This is a genomic window from Streptomyces sp. NPDC057249, from assembly GCF_042669245.1.
GTDB lineage: Bacteria > Actinomycetota > Actinomycetes > Streptomycetales > Streptomycetaceae > Streptomyces.
The window spans coordinates 27,782-49,129 of record NZ_JBHUXS010000002.1 but is presented as its reverse complement, the minus strand read 5'-3'; the positions used below and the strand labels follow the sequence as shown (position 1 = coordinate 49,129).

Genomic DNA, 21,348 nt, shown 5'->3' with positions numbered 1-21,348 from the left:
GCCGGGGCGCCGCCGCCGCGTCGGCCGGTCGGCTGCCCGCCGGGTCCGAAAGTCTCCGCCGCCGCGACTTCGGTCGCTCCCGCGCCCCGGACACCCGGAACCCGCCGCCCATGTGCGTAGCTTTGTCGACATGACGCGTACGGAGTACCCCTGGCTGCTGCCCTCGGCGATGGCCGGCCCCGAGCTGCCGGGCGACCACGGCCGGTTCCGCCGCACCGTGCGGGACTGGGCCGTCGACCTCACCGCGTTCCTCTGCGCGGCGGGAATCGGCCTGGCGACCCTCGCCGCGATCGAGGCCGACCCCACCACACCGGGCACGGTCGTGCTGGTGGACTCGCTCGTCGGCGCCGCCGCCTGCTGCGCCCTGTGGGTCCGGCGCCGCTGGCCGGTCGGGCTCGCCGTCACCCTGACTCTGCTGGCCACCGTCGAACCGGTCGCGGCGGGCGCCCTGCTCGTCGCGCTGTTCAGCCTGGCCGTCCACCGGCCGTTCCGCCCGGTCGCCCTCGTCGGCCTGGGGGCCCTGGCCGTCGCCCCCGTACAGCCGTATGTGCGCCCCGACCCGGACACGTCGTTCCTGGCGTCCACCGTCATCGGGCTCCTGCTGGTCCTGCTCGTCCTCAGCTGGGGCATGATCGTGCGCTCCCGGCGCCAGCTCGTCGTCTCCCTCCGGGAACGCGCCGTCCGCGCCGAGACCGAGGCCGCCCTCCGCGCCGAGCAGGCCCAGCGGCTCGCCCGCGAGGAGATCGCCCGGGAGATGCACGACGTGCTCGCCCACCGGCTGACCCTGCTCAGCGTCCACGCCGGCGCCCTGGAGTTCCGGCCCGACGCGCCCCCGGCCGAGGTCGCCCGCGCCGCCGGTGTCATCCGGGACAGCGCGCACGAGGCGCTCCAGGACCTCCGCGAGATCATCGGCGTACTCCGCGGCCCGCGCGACGGCGACCCCGACGGCCACCGCCCGCAGCCGACCCTCGCCACCCTCGACGCCCTCGTCGCCGAGTCCCGGGAGGCGGGCATGGACGTCACCCTGGACCATCGCCTCGCCGACCCCGACGCCGTGCCCGCCGCCTCCGGGCGCACCGTATACCGCATCGTCCAGGAGGCGCTGACCAACGCCCGCAAGCACGCCCCCGGTACCGAGGTCACCGTCGCCGTCACCGGCGGGCCCGGGCCGGGCATCACCGTGGAGGTGCGCAACCCGGCCCCCACCGAGCCCTTCACCCCGGCCCCCGGCTCCGGCCAGGGGCTCATCGGCCTCACCGAACGGGCCACCCTCGCCGGGGGCCGCCTCGATCAAGGGCCCACCCCCGGCGGTGGGTTCGCGGTGCGGGCCTGGCTACCGTGGGCGTCATGACCGACGCGCCTGTCCGGCTCCTCATCATCGACGACGACCCGCTCGTCCGGGCCGGGCTGACCCTGATGCTGGGCGGCGCCGACGACATCGACATCGTGGGCGAGGGCGCCGACGGCAGCGAGGCCGCGGCCCTGGCCGACCGGCTGCGGCCCGACGTGGTCCTGATGGACATCCGGATGCCGGTCATGGACGGCCTGACCGCCACCGAAGCGCTGCGCGCCCGGCCCGACGCGCCGGAGATCATCGTCCTGACCACCTTCCACGCCGACGAACAGGTGCTCCGCGCCATCCGGGCCGGGGCCGCCGGCTTCGTCCTCAAGGACACCCCGCCCGCCCGCATCGTGGAGGCGGTGCGCCGGGTCGCGGCCGGCGACCCGGTCCTCTCACCCACCGTCACCCGGCAGCTCATGGACCGGGCGGCCGGTGCCGGGCGGGAGGAACGCGTCGACCGGGCCACCCGGGCGCGCGAGCGGATCGCGCTGCTCGCGGACCGGGAGCGCGAGGTGGCCGTCGCCGTGGGACAGGGCCGGTCCAACGCGGAGATCGCCGCGACGCTCTACCTCAGCGTCGCCACGGTGAAGACCCAGGTCTCCCGCATCCTCGCCAAGTTCGGCTTCAACAACCGCGTCCAGATCGCCCTGCTCGTCCACGACGCCGGTCTGCTGGACGACGAGAGCTGATCGAATCCGGCCTGAAGCTTTCGTTCCTGGCAGGAATTCCGGCATACGCTGAACGGGCCGGTCCTCGGAGCGGGGACGACACGACCGGGAGGGCGGGCCCATGTCCGAAGTCGATGTGGATCTCAGCGGGTTGGCCGACTTCACCGCGCATCCGTACCCCTACTACGAGCGGATGCGCGCGGCCGGACCCGTGCACCTCGTCCGCACCGACGAGTTCGACGCCATCTGGCTCGTCGTCGGCTACGACGAGGGCCGGGCCGTCCTGGCCGACCAGCGCTTCGGCAAGGACTGGCGGGCGCTGCCCGGCGAGACCGGCGGCGACCCGATCAACGCCAACATGCTGGAGACGGACGCCCCCGACCACACCCGGCTGCGCAAGCTCGTGGCCCGCGAGTTCACCCCGCGCCGGATCGAGGCGCTGCGCCCCCGGGTCGAGGAGATCACCGGCGAACTCCTCGACTTGATGGTCCCCGAAGGCCGCGCCGACCTCGTGGACGCGTTCGCCTTCCCGCTCCCCATGACCGTGATCTGCGAGCTGATCGGCGTCCCCGACCTGGACCGGTCCGCCTTCCGCAAGCTGTCCAACGGCGTCGTCGCCCCCGTGAACGCGGTGGAGGAGGGCGAGGCGGTGCGCGCCATGGGCGCCTACCTCACCGAGCTGATAGAGGACAAGCGCCGCTCGCCCGGCGACGACCTGCTCAGCGCCCTGATCGACACCCGCTACGAGGACGACGACGTGCTGTCGCCCGACGAGCTGGTCGGCATGGCCTTCCTGCTGCTCGTCGCCGGCCACGAGACGACGGTCAACCTCATCTCCAACGGGGTGCGCGCCCTCCTCGACCACCCCGACCAGCTCGCCGCGCTCCGGGCCGACCTCTCGCTGCTCGACGGCGCGGTCGAGGAGATGCTGCGCTACGACGGCCCGGTGGAGACGGCCACCCTCCGGTTCGCCCGGGAACCGGTCGAGGTCGGCTCCCGGACCATCGGGACCGGCGACGCGGTCCTCGTCTCGCTCGCGGCCTCCGACCGCGACCCGGCCCGCTACCCGGAGCCCGACCGCTTCGACATCCGCCGTGACAACCGCGGCCACCTCGCCTTCGGTCACGGCATCCACTTCTGCCTGGGCGCCCCGCTGGCCCGGATGGAGGGCCGCATCGCGATCCGCGCCCTCCTGGAACGCTGCCCCGGTCTGGCGGCCGACCCCGGGGCCGCCCCGTTCGACTGGCTGCCCGGCACGCTGATCCGGGGGGTGCGCCGCCTGCCGGTGCGCTGGTGAGCGACGCGCCGCCGTGCTCATCGTGCCCCTCCGGGTTGCGGCGGCGCCGGCTCGGGGATACTTGCCCAGCCGGGCCGGGACCACAGGGCCCCGGCTCCACCGGCAGCAGCACAGCGAGCAGCACAAGAAGGGCACGGCGTCGTGGCAAGGGTTCGGACAGGGGTACGTGCGATGGGCGCCGTGCTTGCGGCGGTGCTGGGGGTGTCCCTCATGGGATGCAGCAGCACCGGCGGCAAGCGGGCGGAGGAGCGTGCGGCCAAGGCCGCGGCCGAAGGCCGGGCCGCGGTGAACACGCCCCGCTGGACGTTCGCCATGGTCACCCACTCGGGCGACGGCGACACCTTCTGGGACATCGTCCAGAAGGGCGCCGAGACGGCGGCCAAGAAGGACAACATCAACTTCCTGTACTCGAAGAACGACGAGGGCCAGCAGCAGGCCCAGCTGGTGCAGGCGGCCATCGACAAGAAGGTGGACGGGCTGATCGTCACGCTCGCCAAGCCCGACGCCATGAAGGCCGTGGTCGCCAAGGCCGTCCGCGCCGGCATCCCCGTGATCACGGTGAACTCGGGCTCCGCCGAGTCCAAGGCGTACGGCGCGCTCACCCACATCGGCCAGGACGAGTCCATCGCCGGTGAGGCCGTCGGCGACGAGCTGAACGAGCGCGGCCGCAAGAAGGCCCTCTGCATCCTGCACGAGCAGGGCAACGTGGGCCACGAGCAGCGCTGCGCCGGTGCGAAGAAGACCTTCGACGGCCAGATGCAGAACCTGTACGTGGAGGGCACCAACATGCCCGACGTCCAGGCGTCCATCGAGGCGAAGCTCCAGTCCGACAAGGACATCGACGCGGTCGTCACGCTCGGCGCGCCGTTCGCGGACGCCGCCGTCAAGGCGAAGAAGACCGCCGGCAGCAAGGCCGAGATCGACACCTTCGACCTGAACGCCGGCGTCGCCGCCGGGCTGAAGTCCGAGGCCCTCGGCTTCGCCGTCGACCAGCAGCCCTACCTCCAGGGCTACGAGGCCGTCGACCTGCTCTGGCTCTACCGCTACAACCGCAACGTCCTCGGCGGCGGCCGTCCGGTCCTCACCGGCCCGCAGATCATCACCTCGAAGGACGCCGCCCAGCTCGCCGAGTACGCCGACCGGGGCACCCGATGACCGCCGGGCCCGGATCGTCCGCCGTCGTGGACGAACGGCTGCTGCGGACCTCACCGCTGCGCAAACTGCTCGGCCGCCCGGAGCTGGGCTCGGTCGTCGGCGCGCTCGCCGTGTTCCTCTTCTTCGCGGTCGTCGCCGACAGCTTCCTGCGCGTCACCAGCTTCGGGACCGTGCTGTACGCGGCCTCCATCATCGGGATCATGGCGGCGCCGGTCGCGCTCCTGATGATCGGCGGCGAGTTCGACCTGTCCGCCGGGGTGATGGTGACCACTTCGGCGCTGGTCTCCTCGATGTTCAGCTACCAGATGACCGCCAACGTGTGGGTCGGCGTCCTCGTGTCGTTGCTCGTCACGCTCGCCATCGGCGCGTTCAACGGCTTCATGCTGACCCGTACGAAGCTGCCCAGCTTCATCATCACGCTGGGCACCTTCCTCATGCTGACCGGTCTCAACCTGGGCTTCACCAAGCTGATCAGCGGGACCGTCTCCACGAAGACCATCGGCAACATGGAGGGCTTTCCCTCCGCCCGCAAGCTCTTCGCCTCGTACTGGACCGTCGGAGGCGTCGAGCTCAAGGTGACGCTCCTGTGGTGGGCCGGTCTGGTGGCCGTCGCCACCTGGATTCTGCTCCGCACCCGCTTCGGCAACTGGATCTTCGCCGTCGGCGGCGGCGCGGACGCGGCCCGCGCGGTCGGCGTCCCCGTCGTCCGCACCAAGATCGGGCTTTACCTCGGCGTCGCGTTCGCCGCCTGGGTCTCCGGGCAGCACCTGCTGTTCAGCTACGACGTCGTGCAGTCCGGCGAGGGCGTCGGCAACGAGCTGATCTACATCATCGCGGCCGTCATCGGCGGCTGCCTGATCACCGGCGGATACGGCTCCGCGATCGGCTCGGCGGTCGGTGCCTTCATCTTCGGCATGACCAGCAAGGGCATCGTGTACGCGGAGTGGAACCCGGACTGGTTCAAGTTCTTCCTGGGAGCGATGCTGCTCCTGGCCACCCTGCTCAACGCATGGGTACGCAAGCGCGCGGAGGCGACGACATGACGGCCCCCAAGGCCCCGGAGGGGCCCGAGGAAACCGGCCGGCGGCCCCTCGTCGAACTGGACGACGTGGCCAAGTACTACGGCAGCATCAAGGCGCTGGAAGGCGTCTCCCTGGAGGTGCACGCGGGCGAGATCTCCTGCGTGCTCGGTGACAACGGCGCCGGCAAGTCCACCCTGATCAAGATCATCGCGGGGCTGCACCGGCACGACGCCGGACGGTTCCTGGTGGACGGCGAGGAGACCACCCTCGCCAACCCGCGCGACGCCCTCGACCGGGGCATCGCCACCGTCTACCAGGACCTGGCGGTCGTCCCCCTGATGCCGGTCTGGCGCAACTTCTTCCTGGGCTCCGAGCCGACCACCGGCGCCGGCCCCTTCAAGCGCCTCGACGTGAGGCTGATGCGCGAGACGACCCGCTCGGCGCTGCTCCGCATGGGCATCGACCTGCGCGACGTGGACCAGCCCATCGGCACCCTGTCCGGCGGCGAGCGGCAGTGCGTGGCCATCGCGCGCGCCGTCCACTTCGGCGCGAAGGTGCTCGTCCTGGACGAGCCCACGGCCGCGCTCGGCGTCAAGCAGTCCGGGGTCGTCCTGAAGTACATCGCGGCCGCCCGGGACGCCGGCCTCGGCGTGGTCCTCATCACGCACAACCCGCACCACGCGTATCTCGTCGGTGACCGGTTCGTCCTCCTGAAGCGGGGCGCCATGGCCGGCAGCCACACCAAGGAGAGCGTCACACTGGACGAACTGACCCGGCAGATGGCGGGCGGCAGCGAACTGGAGGAGCTGAGCCACGAGCTGGAGCGGGCCTCCGGAGACACGGTGTAGCGAAGGCGCCCGGCGCCCCCGCCGCCCCCGGGGTGGCAGAATCGGGGCAGACGGGCGCCGTCCGCCACCGGGGTCACTCCTGACCCGGTTACCCCAGACCTTTCAGGGACGATGAGCACGTACCGCGACTTCGCACACCGCGGCTCCGCCCGCGCGACCGTCCTGCGGACCGTGGGCACCCGGGAAAGGCGCTCGCACCTCACGGCGCCCCGGGTCCCCACCGTCGGCATCGACATCGGCGGCACCAAGGTCATGGCCGGCGTCGTGGACGCCGACGGCACGATCCTGGAGACCGTGCGCACCGAGACCCCGGACAAGTCCAAGAGCCCCAAGGTCGTCGAGGACACCATCGTGGAGCTGGTCCTCGACCTCTCCGACCGGCACGACGTGCACGCGGTGGGCATCGGCGCGGCCGGCTGGGTCGACGCCGACCGCTCCAAGGTCCTCTTCGCCCCGCACCTGGCCTGGCGGGACGAGCCCCTGCGCGACGCCCTCGCCTCCCGGCTCGTCGTCCCCGTCATGGTGGACAACGACGCCAACACCGCCGCCTGGGCCGAGTGGCGCTTCGGCGCGGGGCGCGGCGAGGACCACCTCGTCATGATCACCCTCGGCACCGGCATCGGGGGCGCGATCCTGGAGGACGGCCAGGTCAAGCGCGGCAAGTACGGCGTCGCCGGTGAGTTCGGCCACATGCAGGTCGTGCCCGGCGGCCACCGCTGCCCCTGCGGCAACCGCGGCTGCTGGGAGCAGTACAGCTCCGGCAACGCCCTGGTCCGCGAGGCCCGCGAGCTGGCCGCCGCCGACTCGCCGGTGGCCCACGGGATCATCGAGCGCGTCAAGGGCAACATCCCGGACATCACCGGACCGCTCATCACCGAACTGGCCCGCGAGGGCGACGCGATGTGCGTCGAGCTCCTCCAGGACATCGGCCAGTGGCTCGGCGTCGGCATCGCCAATCTGGCCGCCGCGCTCGACCCCTCCTGCTTCGTCATCGGCGGCGGGGTCAGCGCCGCCGACGACCTGCTCATCGGCCCGGCCCGGGACGCCTTCAAGCGCCACCTCACCGGCCGCGGCTACCGACCGGAGGCCCGGATCGCCAAGGCGCAGCTCGGCCCGGAGGCCGGTATGGTCGGCGCGGCGGACCTCGCCCGGCTGGTCGCCCGGCGCTTCCGCCGGACCAACCGCCGCCGCGTCGAGCGGTACGAGCGGTACGCGCAGATCTACGACCAGGCGGCGAGCACCCTCCGCAGCAACCGCAACACCCGCACTTCCTAGGGGCCCCACACCCATGACCGCAGCCGAGCACCCCGTCGTGCCGCGCCAGTCCACGCCGCCGGACGAGGGCGACGGCCCGCCCCCCGAGACCCGCCGCCATCTGATCCGCCGACGCCTGATCACGGCGACGATCATCGTGCTGCTCATCGGCATCCCGGCCGGCTACCTGCTGATCTCGGCGGGCCAGAGCCGCCGCTCCGGCCAGGACAAGGCCGCCGAGGCCGCCGCACAGGGGCTGCGTCCCGGCTGGCCGTCCCGGATGCTGCGCCGCATCTTCGAGGTCCCGATCCCCGGTTACGCGACCGGCGTGCAGTACTACGAGACGAACAACTGGAAGGCCAGCCGGATGTACGTGCAGTTCCGCACGACGTCGAACGGCCTGGACGCCTTCCTGAACGACGTCGGCACCGGCCGCGCCGCCCTGGAACCCGGCAAGGTCACGATCAGCAAGCGCGACACCGAGATCGCCGGCTGGCACTTCGGCGACGGCGTCTCCTGGGCGGGTACCACCCACGCCAACGAGGACCCGCGCCCCACCCAGGACATCACCGTGGACATGACGGACCCGATGTCACCGGTGGTCTACGTGGTCTCCGCCGCGACCCCCTGACCCGTCGCCCGGGGCCAGCGCCTGCACCTCGGCGTACGGGAGTGCTCCGCCCCGCACCGGGCCGCCGTCCCGGATCGCGGCCGCCGTGGCCACGGCCCCGGCCAGCGCCTCCCGGTAGAGCAGCGAGCCGAGGCTGACCCGGCGCACCCCCAGGGCGCTCAGCTCGTCGATGCCGGGCCCGGCCGGGCTGTACAGCACGTTCAGCGGGGTCACGAGGACGGCGGTCAGCGCGGCGATCCCCGCCCGGTCCGAAAGACCCGGCACGAACACCCCGTCCGCACCGGACTGCTCGTAGACCGCGAGCCGGGCGGCGGTCCGCTCCTGCTCGCACCCCAGCCAGTACGTGTCCGTGCGGGCGTTGACGAACAGCTCGGGCACCGCCTCCTTCACGGCGGCGATCTTCTCGGCGTGCAGCTCCACCGGTGCCAGGGTGCCGTCGGCCCGCCCGTCCTCCAGGTTGATCCCCGCCGCCCCCGCCTCGAACAGCCGGCGCGCGAACGCGGCGACCTCCGCCGGGTCGTCGCTGAACCCCCCTTCGGCGTCCACGCTGAACAGGAACGACCCCCGCCCGAGCCGCCGGGCCAGGTCCACGGTCGCCTCCTCGGTCGCGGCCGCCCCGTCCGGCAGACCGAGCCCCGCCGCCACGCCCAGGCTGGTGGTCCCCACCGCCTCGAACCCCTCGGCGGCCAGCGCGGCGGCCGACGCGTGGTCCCAGGCGTTGGGCAGCAGCAGGGCCTTTCCCCGGTGATGGAGCCGGGCGAAGGGGGTCATCGGCCGCCCGAGCAGCCCCTCGGCCAGCGCGAGGGCGTGTGCCCTGCCCGGGCAGGTGCGGGGCGGCGCGCCGAAGGTGAGCGGCACGGGGTGCTCCCGCTGGGCGGCCACCAGGTCGAGGACCACGTCGTCGCCCTCGGCGATCTCCCGTCCGGCGACGCGGGTGGCGCGCGCGGCGACCCGGCGCATGACGCGCACCGGCGGATCGGTCCGCAGCACCCGGGCCGTCGGCACCCCGGCCCCGCTCGCCGCGACGGCCTCCACCAGCGCGGCGGTCGCGGCGCACGCCTGGGCCAGCAGCCCGATGCGGTTGGCGACGGCCTCCAGGCGGGCCTCGTCCGCCGGTCCCGGCGCGAGCAGCGCGACCAGCCGGGCGACGGCCCGGTCGGCCTCGGTCCCGCCGTCCTCGCCGAAGTACGCGTCCGCCAGCAGCGCCACCTCCCGGGCGATCCGCCCCGGCTCCGGCATGTCCAGCGCGGCGGCCAGGCTGCTCACCACACGCGTCCGCAGATCGCCGTCCCCGTCGTCCGCCGCGGCCGCCCGGCGCAGATCGTCCGGGGACAGGCGGGCGAGCTCGGCTTCCACCAGCGCCCGCCGCCGCCGGTGCGGCTCACCGGAGGCGAACCTCGCCACGGCGGCCCGCAGCCAGGCGACGCTGCCTGATCCGGCCCGATCCGCACGAGGGGCCCTGGGCGCCGGCGGGACGAGCGCGGGATCGGCGAGGGCCGCTCGGATCTCGGCGTACCGGCTGAACGCGTGTGTCGTCGTGTGACTCATGGCCCAGACCGTAGGCCCGGAACACTTCGGGCCCCGCCGAACCGTCCTTGCGCCACCATGGAGGCATGTCCTCTCTCGCCGGCACCGCCGCCCTCTTCGCCGACCGCACCCGCGCCGCCTTCTGCGAGGCGCTGCTCGACGGCCGGGCCTGGACGTCCGGTGAGCTGGCCCGGCACGCGGGCGTCAGCGCGTCCACCGCAAGCGAGCAGATCTCCCGCCTCGTGGCCGGTGGCCTGCTGGCCGAGGAGCGCCAGGGCCGGCACCGCTATGTCCGGCTTGCCGGCCCGGAGGCCGCCGCGCTGACCGAGGCGCTGGCCGGGTACGCCCCCGGCACGTCCCGCCCGCGCACCCTGCGCGCCTCGGTCCGCCAGGATGCCGAGGCCCGGGCGCGCACCTGCTACGACCACCTTGCGGGCCGGCTCGGGGTGGCCCTGGCGGATGCGATGAGCGCGCGCGGCCTCGTCGACACCGGCTCCGGGATCGCCGTCACCCCGGCGGGCCGGGACTGGCTGGCCGACACCCTGGGCTACCGGCAGCCCGCCGGGTCCCGGCGCCCCCTCGTCCGTACCTGCCTGGACTGGACCGAGCGCCGCTCCCACCTCGCCGGCGCCCTGGGCGAGGCGCTGTGCACGGCGGCCCTGGACCGCGGTTGGGTGCGGCGCGTCGGCTCGGGGCGCGCGGTGAAGGTGACACCGGAGGGGACCACCGCGTTCGGGGAGCTGCTCGGGGTGGAGGCGTGAGGCGGGGCGCTCGGCACCGGCCCGCCCCCGCCGAGGCGTGAGCAGCCCTCAGCGCCAGTCCACCTCCGTGGAGGCGAAGTAGGGCAGGTTCCGGTCGGCCCAGACGCGGCCGTGGTGGGCCAGGCGCTCGCGGTACTCGGCCCAGCCGGGCGCGCGCCCGCACCACGCGGCTTCCGCCACCGATGCCAGCCGGGGCAGCAGGAGGACGGAGACGTCCTCGAAGCCCTTGAACTCCTCGGCGAACACCGTGGCCTCCACGCCCGCGACGTTCGCGTCCGGGACCGGGTAGGCGTCCGGGTCCCAGGCCGCCGTGTGCCGGACGCCCAGCGGGCGGTATCCGTCGAAGCCGAGCCGGGCGGCCTCGGCGGACTGCCCGGGCGGGGCGAACTCCGTCGCGTACGGGCGGTCGAGGTAGAGGTGGGACTGCGGGGAGAGCAGGACGCGCCCGCCGCCCTCGACGGTGCGGCGGAGGTCGTCGTCGGTGGGGGCGAAGAACTTCTTCAGCGCCGCGATGATCTCCACGCTCCGCCCGGCGGCCACGAGTTCGGGCCGGGCGGCCAGCCCTTCCGCCGTGTCCGGGAGGTCCATCATCTCCACGTCCACCCAGTACTGCGCGATGTCCTCGGGCCCGATCCCGGCCCGTGAGGACTCCTGCCAGGCCACCGGGCGCTTGCCCAGCTCCCGGACGAGCGTGCGCAGTTCGCGTACCGAGGCGTCGAAGTTCTCCGGGGTCGCACCGAACGCCTCGTCGGCGCCGATGTGCACGTAGGGGCCGGTCGTCAGCGCGCAGACCTCGGCGAGGACACGGGTGACGGCGGTGCGGGTCGCCGCGTCGGTCAGGTCGAGCGGGGGCACGAACGGGAAGCGGTCCGCGAGACCGGCCGGGGCGGGGGCCGGGGGGAGCCCGGGCACGGCGGCCCGGAACGTCGCGCAGTGGCCCGGCAGGTCGATCTCGGGGACGACGGTGACGAACCGCCGGGCCGCGTACTCCTGGAGCGCGCGGTACTCGGACGTCGAGTAGAACTCCGTGCCCGGGGCCGTCAGCGCGGGGGTGCCGGGCAGCTCGACGCGCCAGCCCTCGTTGTCGGTGAGGTGCAGGTGCAGGACGTTGAGCTTGTAGAGCGCGGCGAGGTCGATGATCCGGCGCACCTCGTCCGGGGTGAGGAAGCTGCGGGCCGGGTCCACCATGAGGCCGCGCCAGGCGTAGCGCGGGGCGTCCGTCAGCTCCTGGAAGGGGAGTTCGCCGGTGACGCGGGCGGTGGCGATGAGCTGGAGGGCCGTGGTCGCGCCCCGGAACACTCCGGCCGGTGTGCGGCCGTGGCACGTGATGCCGTCGGCGTCCACGCGGAGCCGGTAGCCCTCGTCCACCGGGTCCGCCGCTCCGTCGGGGGCGAGCCCGAGCGGCGGCGCGGACACCACCTCGTCCAGGCCGAGGACCAGTGCGCGCGGCGCTGTGCCCGGCGCGTCCGGCAGGTGCGGGGCGAGCAGCGCCCGCACGGTCGCGGCGACCTCCGCCAGCGCCGGTTCGGCCGCCCGCACGTGCCAGGAGCCGGTGGCGGGCAGCGCGCCGGCGGGGGAGGACGGTCGGGCGTCGGCGTGCGGGATGACGGCGTTCACGGGGCTTCTCCCTGCGGTGGGACCGGTGGGCCGGGGGGCCGGAGCGGCGGCGTCAGGTCCGGCGGGTCCGGCCCCCCGGGCAATCGGTGCCGGGGGTGGGACCGGACCGGCCGCCTCTTCTCCCGTACCGCTGCCACCTGTACGCTAACACGAAAACCGATCAATGAACGCTTTTTGCGGAGGGGGCGAACGGCCCGCCTCCGGGCGAAAGGAGAACCCGATGGTGCACGAGGCCGGACCCGGTTTCGCCCTGCCGGAAGGCTTCCTCATGGGGGCGTCGACCTCGGCCCACCAGGTCGAGGGCAACAACGTCTCCAGCGACTGGTGGAACCTGGAGAACCGCCCCGGGAGCTTCGTTCAGGAGCCCAGCGGGGACGCGGCCGACAGCTTCCACCGATGGCCGGAGGACATGGACCTGCTGCGCGAACTCGGCTTCGACTCCTACCGGTTCAGCATCGAGTGGGCGCGGGTCGAACCGGAGCGCGGCCGGGTCTCACGCGCCGCCGTCGAGCACTACCGGGCCATGGTGCGCGGCGCGCTGGAACGCGGACTGACCCCGGTCGTGACCCTCCACCACTTCACCTCGCCCCGGTGGTTCAGCGACCTCGGCGGCTGGACGGCCCCCGGTGCGGACGCGCTGTTCGCGGCCTACGCGCGCACCTGCGCCGGCATCCTGCGCGAGGGCGTCCGCCATGTCGCCACCATCAACGAGCCCAACATCATGGCCCTGATGTACGCCCTGAGGCGCCACGCCGCCGAACACGGCTGGGAGAGCGTCGCGCACGGGGCGAACGCCGCCCGCGAGGCCGGGGCCGCCGCCGTCGACCCGGCCTCCTTCGCCCCGGACCCCGAGGTGATCCAGGCCCTGATCCGCGCCCACCGGGCCGCCACCGCCGCCCTGAAGGACACCGTGCCGGGCGTCCTGGTCGGCTGGACCGTGGCCAACCAGGTCTACCAGGGGGAGCCGGGCTGCGAGTCCGCCGCGACCGCCTGGGCCCGGACCCGCGAGGACGTCTTCCTGGAGGCCGCCCGCGAGGACGACTGGATCGGCGTCCAGGCGTACACCCGCCACCGCATCGGCCCCGACGGCACCCTGCCCCCGCCTCCGGGCGCCGAACTGACGCTCACCGGCTGGGAGTTCTACCCCGAGGCGCTCGGCGAAGCGGTGCGGCACACGGCCGAGGTCGTCGGCCCGCACGTGCCGGTCCTGGTCACCGAGAACGGCATCGCCACCGACGACGACGAGCGCCGCATCGCCTACACCGCCCGCGCCCTGGCGAGCCTCGCCGAGGTGATGGCCGAGGGCGTCGACGTACGCGGCTATCTGCACTGGAGCGCCCTCGACAACTACGAGTGGGGGAGCTACCGGCCGACGTTCGGGCTGATCGCGGTCGACCGCGACACGTTCGCCCGGACGCCCAAGGAGTCGGCGCGCTGGCTGGGCGGCCTGTCCCGGGACCGCCGGCTGCCCGCCGGAGCCCCGCTCGGGTCGGTGACCACGCCGTCCTCGCGTTAGGGTGACCGGCATGGCGAAACGGGGCCCGTACGAGAAGGGCGAGGCCAAGCGCAGCGAGATCCTGCACGCGGCACTGGAGATCTTCGCCGCCGAGGGGTACCGGGGTACCTCCCTGCGGAAGGTGGCGGCGAAGTGCAGCCTCAGCCTGCCCGGACTCATGCACTACTTCGACTCCAAGGAGGACCTGCTCACCCAGGTCCTGCGGATGCGTGACGAGACCGCGCGGGCCCGCCAGGTGGAGCGGACCGATCCGTACGGCTACCGCGAGATCATCCGGGAGGGCGCGAAGACGCCCGGCCTGGTCGAGCTGTTCGTCTCGATGGCCGCCGCCGCCAGCGATCCGGCCCACCCCGCCCACGCCCATTTCGCCGAGCGCTACCCCGTGGTGCGCGAACGCGTCGCGGACTTCGTCCGGGACGGGATCGCGGAGGGGCGCATCAGCTCCGCGATCCCCCCGGAACGGCTGGCCGTGCTGCTGGTCGCCGTGGCCGACGGCATCCAGTTGCAGTGGCTGATCGACCGGTCGACGGACATGGAGCAGCCCATCGAGGACCTGCTCGCCGTTCTCGCCCCGCGCACGGCGTCCGAAGGGGCCTGAACAGCGTGGGAGGGGCGGCGCGCGAGCGCCGCCCCTCCCGGAGCCTCCCCGTGCGGGTCAGAGCGCCGCCGCCGTCGCGGTCACCGCCTCCGTCCAGTCCGTCCAGCGCGGGTCCGGTCCGGCCGCCGGCTCCCAGGCCATCGCCGTGCACACGTACCCCACGGCGAGACCGCTGCCGGGGTCGGCCATCCCCAGCCGCCCGCCCGCCCCCGCGTGCCCGAACGAGCCCTCGCCCAGCATCGGCAGCCCCTTCCGGGGCAGTTCGAAGCCGAGCCCGAAGCGGGACCGGCCCTCGGGGTCGCCGCCGTCGAGCGGTGGCGGGGGCGGCACGTCGTCGCGCGCGGCGACCGCCCTCTCCAGCGTGGCCGGGGACAGCAGCCGCACCCCCTCCACCGGCCCGATGAGCGCCGCGTACAGCCGGGACAGCGAGCGGGCGTTGCCGATCCCGCCGGCGCCGGGCAGCTCGGCCGCCCGGCCCTCGCGGGTCGCCAGCCCCCGGACCGCCGCCGCCACTTCCGCCTGCGACGCCCGCAGCGCCCGGGACAGCGGCGCTTCCGGGGCGAGTCCCAGCCCGGCGAGGAAGCCGGCGACCTGTTCGGGCGAAGGGTCGGGGCGCACGGAGAACTGCGGGGCGAACCGGTGCTCCTCCTCGGCCGGCAGTCCGATCCACAGGTCGAGCCCCAGGGGCCCCGCCACCTCGGCGGCGAAGAACGCGCCGATGCTCCGCCCGCTCACCCGGCGCACCACCTCGCCGACCAGGTGCCCGTACGTCAGCGCGTGGTACAGGCACGCCGTGCCCGGCTCCCACACCGGGCGCATCGCCGCCAGGGCCCCCACCCGGGCGTCCCGGTCGAGCAGCCCGCACCCCGCCGGGCCGGCCGAGAACGCCGGCAGCCCCGCCCGGTGCGTGAGGAGGTCGGCCACCGTCGTGCCGGCCTTCCCGGCGGCGGCGAACTCCGGCCAGTAGCGGGCCACGGGCGCGTCGAGGTCCAGGGCGCCCCGTTCGCTCAGCAGATGGGCGCAGACCGCGACGAGGCCCTTGGTCACCGACATCAGCACACCGACCGAGTCCGTCCCGAAGCCGGGCGGACCGGCGGCGAGGTCCACCACCGGGCGCCCGTGGTGGTGGACGGCCAGCTGCGCCGCGCCGGGGTCCCCGGCGCGGCCGCGTACGAAGGCGTCACGGACGGGCTCCCAGCCCGGCGCCACCCCGCCGGTGAGCATCTCAGCCCTCCCGCCGTTGCCCGCGCGCCGCCACCTCGTCGGCCAGGGCGGGCAGGCTCTCGGGGGACAGCGGGCTCTGCGGGAACTCGGCGATCACGTCGAGCGGCACCCCGGCGAGGAACCGCCGCATCACCGGGTCGGCGAGCGCCCCCGCGGAGGCGTCCGTACGGGACTCCGCGAACGCCTCCCTCAGCAGCGGGCCGCCCACCGGGTGCTCGAACCACTCGGCGAGGGTGTTGCGCCCGGTCAGCCGCAGCCCCGAGGGGTCGCCCGCCACATCGATCTCCACGCGGACGCGGATGTCGCGCGAGGAGGCGCCGGCCTCGAAGCGGTAACGGCCGCCCTCGACCTTCCAGCCGCCCTCCCGTTCGCTGAAGTACGCCAGATCGTGCCGCGCCACGCGCATGCTCACCTCGGCGCTCGCGCCCGGCTCCAGGAACACCGAGGTGAAGCCCCGCAGTTCGCGCACGGGCCGCAGCACGCGCGAGCCGTCCGGCCCGCCCACGTAGAGCTGCACGACCTCGCGCCCGGCGACCGCGCCGGTGTTGGTGACGGTCAGCGTGACGTGGAAGCCGTCCCCGTCCTCCCGCACGGCCGGCTCCTCGTACGCGAACGTCGTGTACGACAGGCCGTGGCCGAACGGGAACGCGACCTCGCGGCGCTGGGCGTCGTACCCCCGGTATCCGACGAAGATCCCCTCGCCGTACCGGGCCCTGCCCTCCTCGCCGGGGAACGAGAGGTGGCTCGGGGAGTCCTCGAGGCGCAGCGGGACGGTCTCGGTCAGCTTCCCGGACGGGTTGACCGCGCCGAACAGGACGCGGGCGAGCGCGCCGCCGCCCGCCTGGCCGAGCAGCCACCCCTCGACGAGGGCGGGCACCCGGTCCTGCCACGGCGAGGTGCTGACGACGCCGCCGTTGGACAGCACCACGACCACGCGCGGGTTGACGTCCAGGACCCGGCGCAGCAGCGCGGTCTGGGCGGCGGGCAGGTCCAGGTGATCGCGGTCGAAGCCCTCGGACTCGTCCTGCGCGGGCAGGCCGAGGAACAGCACCGCCGTGTCGGACGCCTCCGCCAGCCGCACCGCCTCGTCGGCCAGTGCGCTGTCCGCCGGCCCGTCCTCGGCACCGGGCAGCGCGTATCCGGCGGCGAACCGCACATCCGCGCCCGTGGCCAGCTCGCGCAGGCTGTCCAGCGGTACGTCGAGCCGGGTGGGTGTCACCTGCGAGCTGCCGGCGCCCTGGAAGCGCGGCGTACGGGCGAACTCGCCGATGACCGCCACGCTGCCCCGCGCCGGGTCCAGCGGCAGCAGCGCGTCGTCGTTCTTCAGGAGCACCACGCACTGGTCGGCGGCCCGCCCGGCGACGCGGTGCGAGGCGTCCGCGTCGAACGTTCCGGGCTTCCCGGCAGCGCCCGTCGCGCGGTCGGCGAACAGGGCGAGCCGTTCGACGGTCCGGTCGAGCACCGCCTCGTCCAGCGCGCCGGACTCCACGGCGGCGGCCACTTCGCGGTCCGTGTGCCCGCCGGGGCCCGGCATCTGGAGGTCGAGGCCGGCGCGGAGGGCGGCGACCCGGTCGCGTACCGCGCCCCAGTCGGAGACGACGATGCCGTCGAAGCCCCACTCGTCGCGCAGGATCTCGGTCAGCAGGCGGGTGTGCTGCGCCACGGGCACGCCGTTGACGCCGTTGTAGGACGCCATGACGGACCAGGGCTCGTCACGGCGGACGACGCGTTCGAAGGCCCGCAGGTAGATCTCGCGGAGCGGGCGCTCGTCGATGTCGGCGCTGACCCGCATCCGGTCGGTCTCCTGGTTGTTGGCCGCGTAGTGCTTGAGCGACGCCCCGACCCCGGCGTTCTGGAGCCCGCGCACCATCGCGCCGCCCAGCTCCGAGGAGACCAGCGGGTCCTCGGAGAAGTACTCGAAGTTCCGGCCGCACAGCGGGGACCGCTTGATGTTGATGCCCGGCCCGAGCACCACGTGGACGCCGTGCGCCACGGCCTCGGCCGCGATGGCGGCGGCGACCTCCTCGGCCAGCTCCGGGTTCCAGCTGCTGCCCAGGGCGACGGCGGGCGGGAAGCAGGTCGCCGGCGCCGCACTGTGCAGGTCGAGCTGGCCGCCGTCGCCGCTCTCCCGGGGCAGCCGCAGCCCGTGCGGGCCGTCGGACATCCGGACGGCGGGCAGCCCCGCCGCCTCGGACCCCTCGCTGACGAAGTCCCCGGAACCGCTGGTCAGGGCGGCCTTCTCGGCGAGCGGGAGGCGGGTGGCGGGGGAGGGGCGGGGTGCGGGTCGCTGAGTCATACGAGTACCTGTCGGGCTTCCGTGAAGGGGGCGGGGGCCGGGGCGAGGGCCGTCCGGTGGAGCGAATCGGGGCAAGACGGCACACGACCCAAAAACGTATGGTGATCGGTTTTCGGTGTCAAGGGTCCCCGCGCGCGGCGTGCGGGACCCCGTCGACCGGCCGGATTTCATTTCGGACGCGGCCCTTGACGGCTAGAAACCGATCACCGTACGGTTTTCGAGCTCGGGCGGTCCGCTCCGATGAGCTCCCTGCTGCCGACCGCCTCATCGGCCCCGCACTCCCATGAATCGCCCCGCACTCCCATGAATCGAGGAACGGTCATGTCGGTATCCGGTCGGTCGACCACCCCCGCGCTCCGAGAGGCGCGCCACCCGGCCCGCGCCCCGCGCCTGGCCCTCGCGGCGGCGGCCGCCGTCGCGCTGCTGGCCGGCGCCGCGTCGCCCGGCGTCGCCGCCCCGGCCGCCCCGGCGTCCGGCGAGCCCGTCCGGTACGTGGCGCTCGGCGACTCGTACAGCTCCGGACTCGGCATCCCCCAGCAGACCGACACCGTCTGCGGCCGGTCCGACCGCAATTACCCGTCGCTCGTGGCGGCGGCGGTCGGCGCGGCGTCGTTCACCGATGTCACCTGCGCCGGGGCCGACACCACGCACATGGCGGGACCGCAGGACGCCGTGGCGCCCCAGCTCGACGCGCTGCGCCCCGACACGACCCTGGTCACCCTCGGGGTCGGCGGCAACGATCTCGACCTGGCCGGTGTCATCACCCGGTGCGTCCTGGTCGGCTACCTCGCGCCGCACGGCTCGCCCTGCAAGAGCAGCTTCACCCTGTTCGGCACCGACGAGATCGGCTCCCGCATCGACGCCACCGCACCGAAGCTCGACGCGGTGCTCGACGCGATCCACACCCGCTCGCCCCAGGCCCGGGTCCTGCTCGTCGGCTACCCGTCGCTGCTGCCGGACGACGGCAGCTCCTGCCGCGCCACGATCCCGCTCGCGGAGGGCGACTTCGGCTGGGTCCGGGACAAGGAGAAGCAGCTCGACGCGATGATGGCGCAGCGGGCCGGGACGCACGGCGACGGTTACGTCGACACCTACGGCCCGTCCGTCGGGCACGACGCCTGCCAGGCCGCGGGGGTGCGCTGGATCGAACCGGCCGACTCGGCCGAGGGAGCCGGCTTCCACCCGAACGCCTCCGGACACAGGAGTACGGCCGATGCCGTCCTCGCCGCCCTCGGTCACTGACGCCTCAACCGCATCCCTCCGCCGCGACGCCGTAGCGGTGGAGGAAGGCGCGGACCTGCTCCGCCATGTCGACGGCGTCCGGCTCGAGGAGCCACTGCGTCTGGAGCCCGTCCAGCAGGGCCAGCAGCTGCTGGGCCACGGCCGCCGGGTCCTCCCGGACGTCCGCCGCCGCGAACAGCTCCGCCAGCAGGCCGGTGATCTCGCGGCGCAGGACCTGGTAGCGCCGCACGAAGTAGAGGTGGGCGGGGTGCTCCGGATCGGACGCCTCCGCCGACAGCTTCGCGTACAGCGCGACCAGCCCCGGCGTGCCGGCGTTGCGGGCGACCACGTCCAGCAGCAGGCGCAGCCGCTCCGCGGGTTCCGGCTCCGGTTCGTCCGGGGCGAGCATGCCGGGGAAGAGGCGGCGTGCGTCCAGCTCGTCCCGGCGGCTCAGCACGTCCAGGAGCAGGGCCTCCTTGCCGGGGAAGTGGTGCAGCACCCCGGCGTGGGTGAGTCCGGCGTGGGCGGCGATGTCGCGCAGCGACACCGCGAGGTAGCCGGAGCGGGCGAACAGCTCGGCCGCGGAGTCCAGGACGCGGGCGCGGGTGCGCTCGCCCTTCGACAGCCGCCGGGGCGCCTCGGGTGCGGGGTCGGTCACTTCGGTCGTCTCCTGCCGCGGTCGGTCCTCGGGGGTGTCGCGCGGAACTTACCGACTGGTTAATTCCACCGAGCAAAAACCTACCAAGTGGTTAATTCCGTGTGTAGGCTCACCGGCAATCTTCGCCGGGGCGGCGCCCCCGGCTCTCCAGACGGAGCGAAAGACATGAGCAGAACTGCCCGAACCGCGACCGTTGCCGCCTGCGTCGCGGCCTCGCTCGCCCTCGCCGGATGCGCCGGCGACGACGGCGGCGCCGCGGGCGCCGGATCGTCCACGCTGAACATCGCGACGATGACCCTCCCGCAGAGCCTGGACCCCGCCGTCGCCACCGGCAGCGCCCTGCCGTACTTCCAGGCCGTGTACGACACCCTCATCAAGCGCGAACCCGACGGCACCCTCAGCCCGATGCTCGCCACGGAGTGGACGTACGACAAGAAGCACACCGCGCTCGCGCTGACCCTGCGCAAGGACGTGAAGTTCGCCGACGGCACCGCCTTCGACGGCGCGGCGGTCAAGGCGAACCTGGAGCGCTTCCAGAAGGGCGGCGGTGCCTCCGCGAAGTGGCTGAACGACCTGGCGGCCGTCGACGTCACCGACGCCACCCACGTCACGCTGAAGCTCAAGCAGCCCAACCCGGCGATGGAGTTCTACCTCAGCGACGCGCCCGGCCTGATGGCCAACCCCAAGCAGTTCGCGAAGGGCGACAGCCTCAAGACCACCCCGGACGGCACCGGCCCCTACCGCCTCGACAAGACGCGCACCACCGTCGGCACCAAGTGGACCTACACCCGCAACGCCGACTACTGGGGCGAGGAACTCCCCTACAAGAACGTCACCTTCAGCTTCTTCGACAACGAGACCGCGATCACCAACGGCCTCAAGACCGGGCAGATCAACGCGGCGCTCCTGCAGACCGCCGACCAGCAGATCGCCATCGAGTCCGATCCGAAGGTGAAGACGGAGAAGCAGGAGTTCGACTTCCAGGGGCTGCTGCTCTTCGACCGCGACGGCAAGATCACCCCCGCCCTGCGCGACCCGCGCGTGCGCCAGGCGCTCAACTACGCCGTCGACCGCGACACCATGCTCGACCGCATCCGCCAGAACCGCGGCCGGACCACCTCGCAGGTCTTCGGCCCCGGGACCCAGGCGTACGACAAGGCGCTGGACGGCTACTACGCGCACGACCCCGCCAAGGCCAAGGCGCTGCTCGAGCAGGCCGGTTACGCCAAGGGCTTCACGCTGAAGCTGCCGAGGATCACGGCGATCGTCAACGACGCGCTCGCCGCCTCGCTCCGGTCCGACTTCGAGGCCATCGGCGTGAAGCTGGTCTGGGACACGCTCGACGGCGCCTCGGCCGTCCAGAAGGTGTTCAAGGACCGCCTCTACTCCGGCATGGTCATGAACATGGGCCAGTCCGCCTCCGACTGGGCGGCGGCCGACGAACTGGTCACCCCGGGCGCGTTCAACATGTTCGGCACCACGGACAAGGTGACGCGGAAGCTGCTGCCCGTCCTCAAGGCCGGCGGCGAGGCCGAGGCGAAGTCGGCCGCGCGCGAGCTGAACCGACACCTGGTCGAGGACGCGTGGTTCGTCCCCTTCTACCGGATGAGCTACCTGCACGTTTCGGACGGCACCGTGAAGATCGCGCCGCAGTCCGGCATGGCCGTCCCCTCGATCTACAACTACGCGCCCGCCAAGTAGCGTCCCGCGCCG

18 protein-coding genes are annotated in these 21,348 nt (G+C 73.7%); 13 read left to right on the top strand and 5 right to left on the bottom strand.

Translation table 11 applies throughout. The features are described 5' to 3' along the window. Positions 1-130 precede the first annotated feature (130 nt). From ACFUJY_RS03850 to ACFUJY_RS03815, 8 genes are all read left to right on the top strand, one after another. Entirely contained in the window at positions 131-1,351 is a 1,221-nt protein-coding gene (locus tag ACFUJY_RS03850) for a sensor histidine kinase (protein ID WP_383294035.1), read from the top strand. Then, entirely contained in the window at positions 1,348-2,031 is a 684-nt protein-coding gene (locus ACFUJY_RS03845) for a response regulator (protein ID WP_383294032.1), read from the top strand. The genes ACFUJY_RS03850 and ACFUJY_RS03845 overlap by 4 nt, the downstream gene beginning before the upstream one ends. Before the next feature lie 100 nt (positions 2,032-2,131). Continuing rightward, positions 2,132-3,307: a cytochrome P450 gene (locus tag ACFUJY_RS03840; RefSeq protein ID WP_383294028.1), complete on the top strand. Its 1,176-nt coding sequence runs from the start codon at positions 2,132-2,134 to the stop codon at positions 3,305-3,307. A gap of 171 nt (positions 3,308-3,478) precedes the next feature. Next, positions 3,479-4,462 carry a sugar ABC transporter substrate-binding protein gene (locus tag ACFUJY_RS03835; protein ID WP_383294025.1) on the top strand — a complete coding sequence of 328 codons (984 nt, stop codon included), beginning with the start codon at positions 3,479-3,481 and terminating at the stop codon, positions 4,460-4,462. Further along, entirely contained in the window at positions 4,459-5,505 is a 1,047-nt protein-coding gene (locus tag ACFUJY_RS03830; protein ID WP_383294022.1) for an ABC transporter permease, read from the top strand. The genes ACFUJY_RS03835 and ACFUJY_RS03830 overlap by 4 nt, the downstream gene beginning before the upstream one ends. Continuing rightward, complete coding sequence (locus ACFUJY_RS03825) at positions 5,502-6,332, top strand: ATP-binding cassette domain-containing protein (protein ID WP_383294019.1); 831 nt, start codon at positions 5,502-5,504, stop codon at positions 6,330-6,332. Before ACFUJY_RS03830 ends, ACFUJY_RS03825 begins: the two co-directional genes overlap by 4 nt. Positions 6,333-6,443: 111 nt before the next feature. Next, positions 6,444-7,607 (top strand): ROK family glucokinase, encoded by a 1,164-nt coding sequence (locus ACFUJY_RS03820; RefSeq protein WP_383294016.1) that lies wholly within the window; start codon positions 6,444-6,446, stop codon positions 7,605-7,607. A gap of 13 nt (positions 7,608-7,620) precedes the next feature. Next, entirely contained in the window at positions 7,621-8,217 is a 597-nt protein-coding gene (locus tag ACFUJY_RS03815; protein WP_383294014.1) for a hypothetical protein, read from the top strand. Here ACFUJY_RS03815 and ACFUJY_RS03810 read toward each other — a convergent pair. After that, positions 8,179-9,765: an isocitrate lyase/phosphoenolpyruvate mutase family protein gene (locus ACFUJY_RS03810; RefSeq protein WP_383294011.1), complete on the bottom strand. Its 1,587-nt coding sequence runs from the start codon at positions 9,763-9,765 to the stop codon at positions 8,179-8,181. The two genes, ACFUJY_RS03815 and ACFUJY_RS03810, sit on opposite strands and share 39 nt — an antisense overlap. A gap of 65 nt (positions 9,766-9,830) precedes the next feature. Between ACFUJY_RS03810 and ACFUJY_RS03805 the strand changes: the two genes are divergently transcribed. Continuing rightward, positions 9,831-10,505 carry a winged helix-turn-helix domain-containing protein gene (locus ACFUJY_RS03805; RefSeq protein ID WP_383294008.1) on the top strand — a complete coding sequence of 225 codons (675 nt, stop codon included), beginning with the start codon at positions 9,831-9,833 and terminating at the stop codon, positions 10,503-10,505. A 48-nt stretch (positions 10,506-10,553) separates the two neighbouring features. Here the strand turns inward: ACFUJY_RS03805 and ACFUJY_RS03800 are convergent, their stop codons facing one another. Further along, positions 10,554-12,122, bottom strand: coding sequence for a family 20 glycosylhydrolase (locus ACFUJY_RS03800; RefSeq protein ID WP_383294005.1), 1,569 nt, complete (start codon positions 12,120-12,122; stop codon positions 10,554-10,556). Between the two features lie 220 nt (positions 12,123-12,342). On the opposite strand from ACFUJY_RS03800, the gene ACFUJY_RS03795 reads away from it, so the two are divergent. Both ACFUJY_RS03795 and ACFUJY_RS03790 read left to right on the top strand, forming a co-directional pair. After that, positions 12,343-13,638 (top strand): glycoside hydrolase family 1 protein, encoded by a 1,296-nt coding sequence (locus ACFUJY_RS03795; protein ID WP_383294002.1) that lies wholly within the window; start codon positions 12,343-12,345, stop codon positions 13,636-13,638. Between the two features lie 10 nt (positions 13,639-13,648). Next, positions 13,649-14,236: a TetR/AcrR family transcriptional regulator gene (locus ACFUJY_RS03790; protein WP_383293999.1), complete on the top strand. Its 588-nt coding sequence runs from the start codon at positions 13,649-13,651 to the stop codon at positions 14,234-14,236. Between the two features lie 57 nt (positions 14,237-14,293). Here ACFUJY_RS03790 and ACFUJY_RS03785 read toward each other — a convergent pair whose 3' ends face one another. Together ACFUJY_RS03785 and ACFUJY_RS03780 are read right to left on the bottom strand one after the other, a co-directional pair. After that, positions 14,294-15,460 carry a serine hydrolase domain-containing protein gene (locus ACFUJY_RS03785; RefSeq protein ID WP_383293997.1) on the bottom strand — a complete coding sequence of 389 codons (1,167 nt, stop codon included), beginning with the start codon at positions 15,458-15,460 and terminating at the stop codon, positions 14,294-14,296. 1 nt (position 15,461) lies between these two features. Continuing rightward, positions 15,462-17,756 carry a glycoside hydrolase family 3 C-terminal domain-containing protein gene (locus ACFUJY_RS03780; RefSeq protein WP_383293994.1) on the bottom strand — a complete coding sequence of 765 codons (2,295 nt, stop codon included), beginning with the start codon at positions 17,754-17,756 and terminating at the stop codon, positions 15,462-15,464. A 321-nt stretch (positions 17,757-18,077) separates the two neighbouring features. On the opposite strand from ACFUJY_RS03780, the gene ACFUJY_RS03775 reads away from it, so the two are divergent. After that, positions 18,078-18,998, top strand: coding sequence for an SGNH/GDSL hydrolase family protein (locus ACFUJY_RS03775; protein WP_383293991.1), 921 nt, complete (start codon positions 18,078-18,080; stop codon positions 18,996-18,998). 4 nt (positions 18,999-19,002) lie between these two features. On the opposite strand, the gene ACFUJY_RS03770 is transcribed toward ACFUJY_RS03775, so the two are convergent. Continuing rightward, on the bottom strand, positions 19,003-19,635 hold the full coding sequence (locus tag ACFUJY_RS03770; protein ID WP_383293988.1) for a TetR/AcrR family transcriptional regulator: 633 nt from the start codon (positions 19,633-19,635) through the stop codon (positions 19,003-19,005). 165 nt (positions 19,636-19,800) lie between these two features. Here ACFUJY_RS03770 and ACFUJY_RS03765 point away from each other — a divergent pair, with 165 nt between their 5' ends. After that, positions 19,801-21,336, top strand: coding sequence for an ABC transporter substrate-binding protein (locus tag ACFUJY_RS03765; RefSeq protein ID WP_383293986.1), 1,536 nt, complete (start codon positions 19,801-19,803; stop codon positions 21,334-21,336). The last annotated feature ends 12 nt before the right edge of the window (positions 21,337-21,348 follow it).

Bases quoted from the DNA above. Each gene is read 5' to 3' on its own strand.
- ACFUJY_RS03850 (WP_383294035.1), top strand. From the start codon at position 131: ATGACGCGTACGGAGTACCCCTGGCTGCTGCCCTCGGCGATGGCCGGC.
- ACFUJY_RS03845 (WP_383294032.1), top strand. From the start codon at position 1,348: ATGACCGACGCGCCTGTCCGGCTCCTCATCATCGACGACGACCCGCTC.
- ACFUJY_RS03840 (WP_383294028.1), top strand. From the start codon at position 2,132: ATGTCCGAAGTCGATGTGGATCTCAGCGGGTTGGCCGACTTCACCGCG.
- ACFUJY_RS03835 (WP_383294025.1), top strand. From the start codon at position 3,479: ATGGGCGCCGTGCTTGCGGCGGTGCTGGGGGTGTCCCTCATGGGATGC.
- ACFUJY_RS03830 (WP_383294022.1), top strand. From the start codon at position 4,459: ATGACCGCCGGGCCCGGATCGTCCGCCGTCGTGGACGAACGGCTGCTG.
- ACFUJY_RS03825 (WP_383294019.1), top strand. From the start codon at position 5,502: ATGACGGCCCCCAAGGCCCCGGAGGGGCCCGAGGAAACCGGCCGGCGG.
- ACFUJY_RS03820 (WP_383294016.1), top strand. From the start codon at position 6,444: ATGAGCACGTACCGCGACTTCGCACACCGCGGCTCCGCCCGCGCGACC.
- ACFUJY_RS03815 (WP_383294014.1), top strand. From the start codon at position 7,621: ATGACCGCAGCCGAGCACCCCGTCGTGCCGCGCCAGTCCACGCCGCCG.
- ACFUJY_RS03810 (WP_383294011.1), bottom strand. From the start codon at position 9,765: ATGAGTCACACGACGACACACGCGTTCAGCCGGTACGCCGAGATCCGA.
- ACFUJY_RS03805 (WP_383294008.1), top strand. From the start codon at position 9,831: ATGTCCTCTCTCGCCGGCACCGCCGCCCTCTTCGCCGACCGCACCCGC.
- ACFUJY_RS03795 (WP_383294002.1), top strand. From the start codon at position 12,343: ATGGTGCACGAGGCCGGACCCGGTTTCGCCCTGCCGGAAGGCTTCCTC.
- ACFUJY_RS03790 (WP_383293999.1), top strand. From the start codon at position 13,649: ATGGCGAAACGGGGCCCGTACGAGAAGGGCGAGGCCAAGCGCAGCGAG.
- ACFUJY_RS03785 (WP_383293997.1), bottom strand. From the start codon at position 15,460: ATGCTCACCGGCGGGGTGGCGCCGGGCTGGGAGCCCGTCCGTGACGCC.
- ACFUJY_RS03780 (WP_383293994.1), bottom strand. From the start codon at position 17,756: ATGACTCAGCGACCCGCACCCCGCCCCTCCCCCGCCACCCGCCTCCCG.
- ACFUJY_RS03775 (WP_383293991.1), top strand. From the start codon at position 18,078: ATGTCGGTATCCGGTCGGTCGACCACCCCCGCGCTCCGAGAGGCGCGC.
- ACFUJY_RS03765 (WP_383293986.1), top strand. From the start codon at position 19,801: ATGAGCAGAACTGCCCGAACCGCGACCGTTGCCGCCTGCGTCGCGGCC.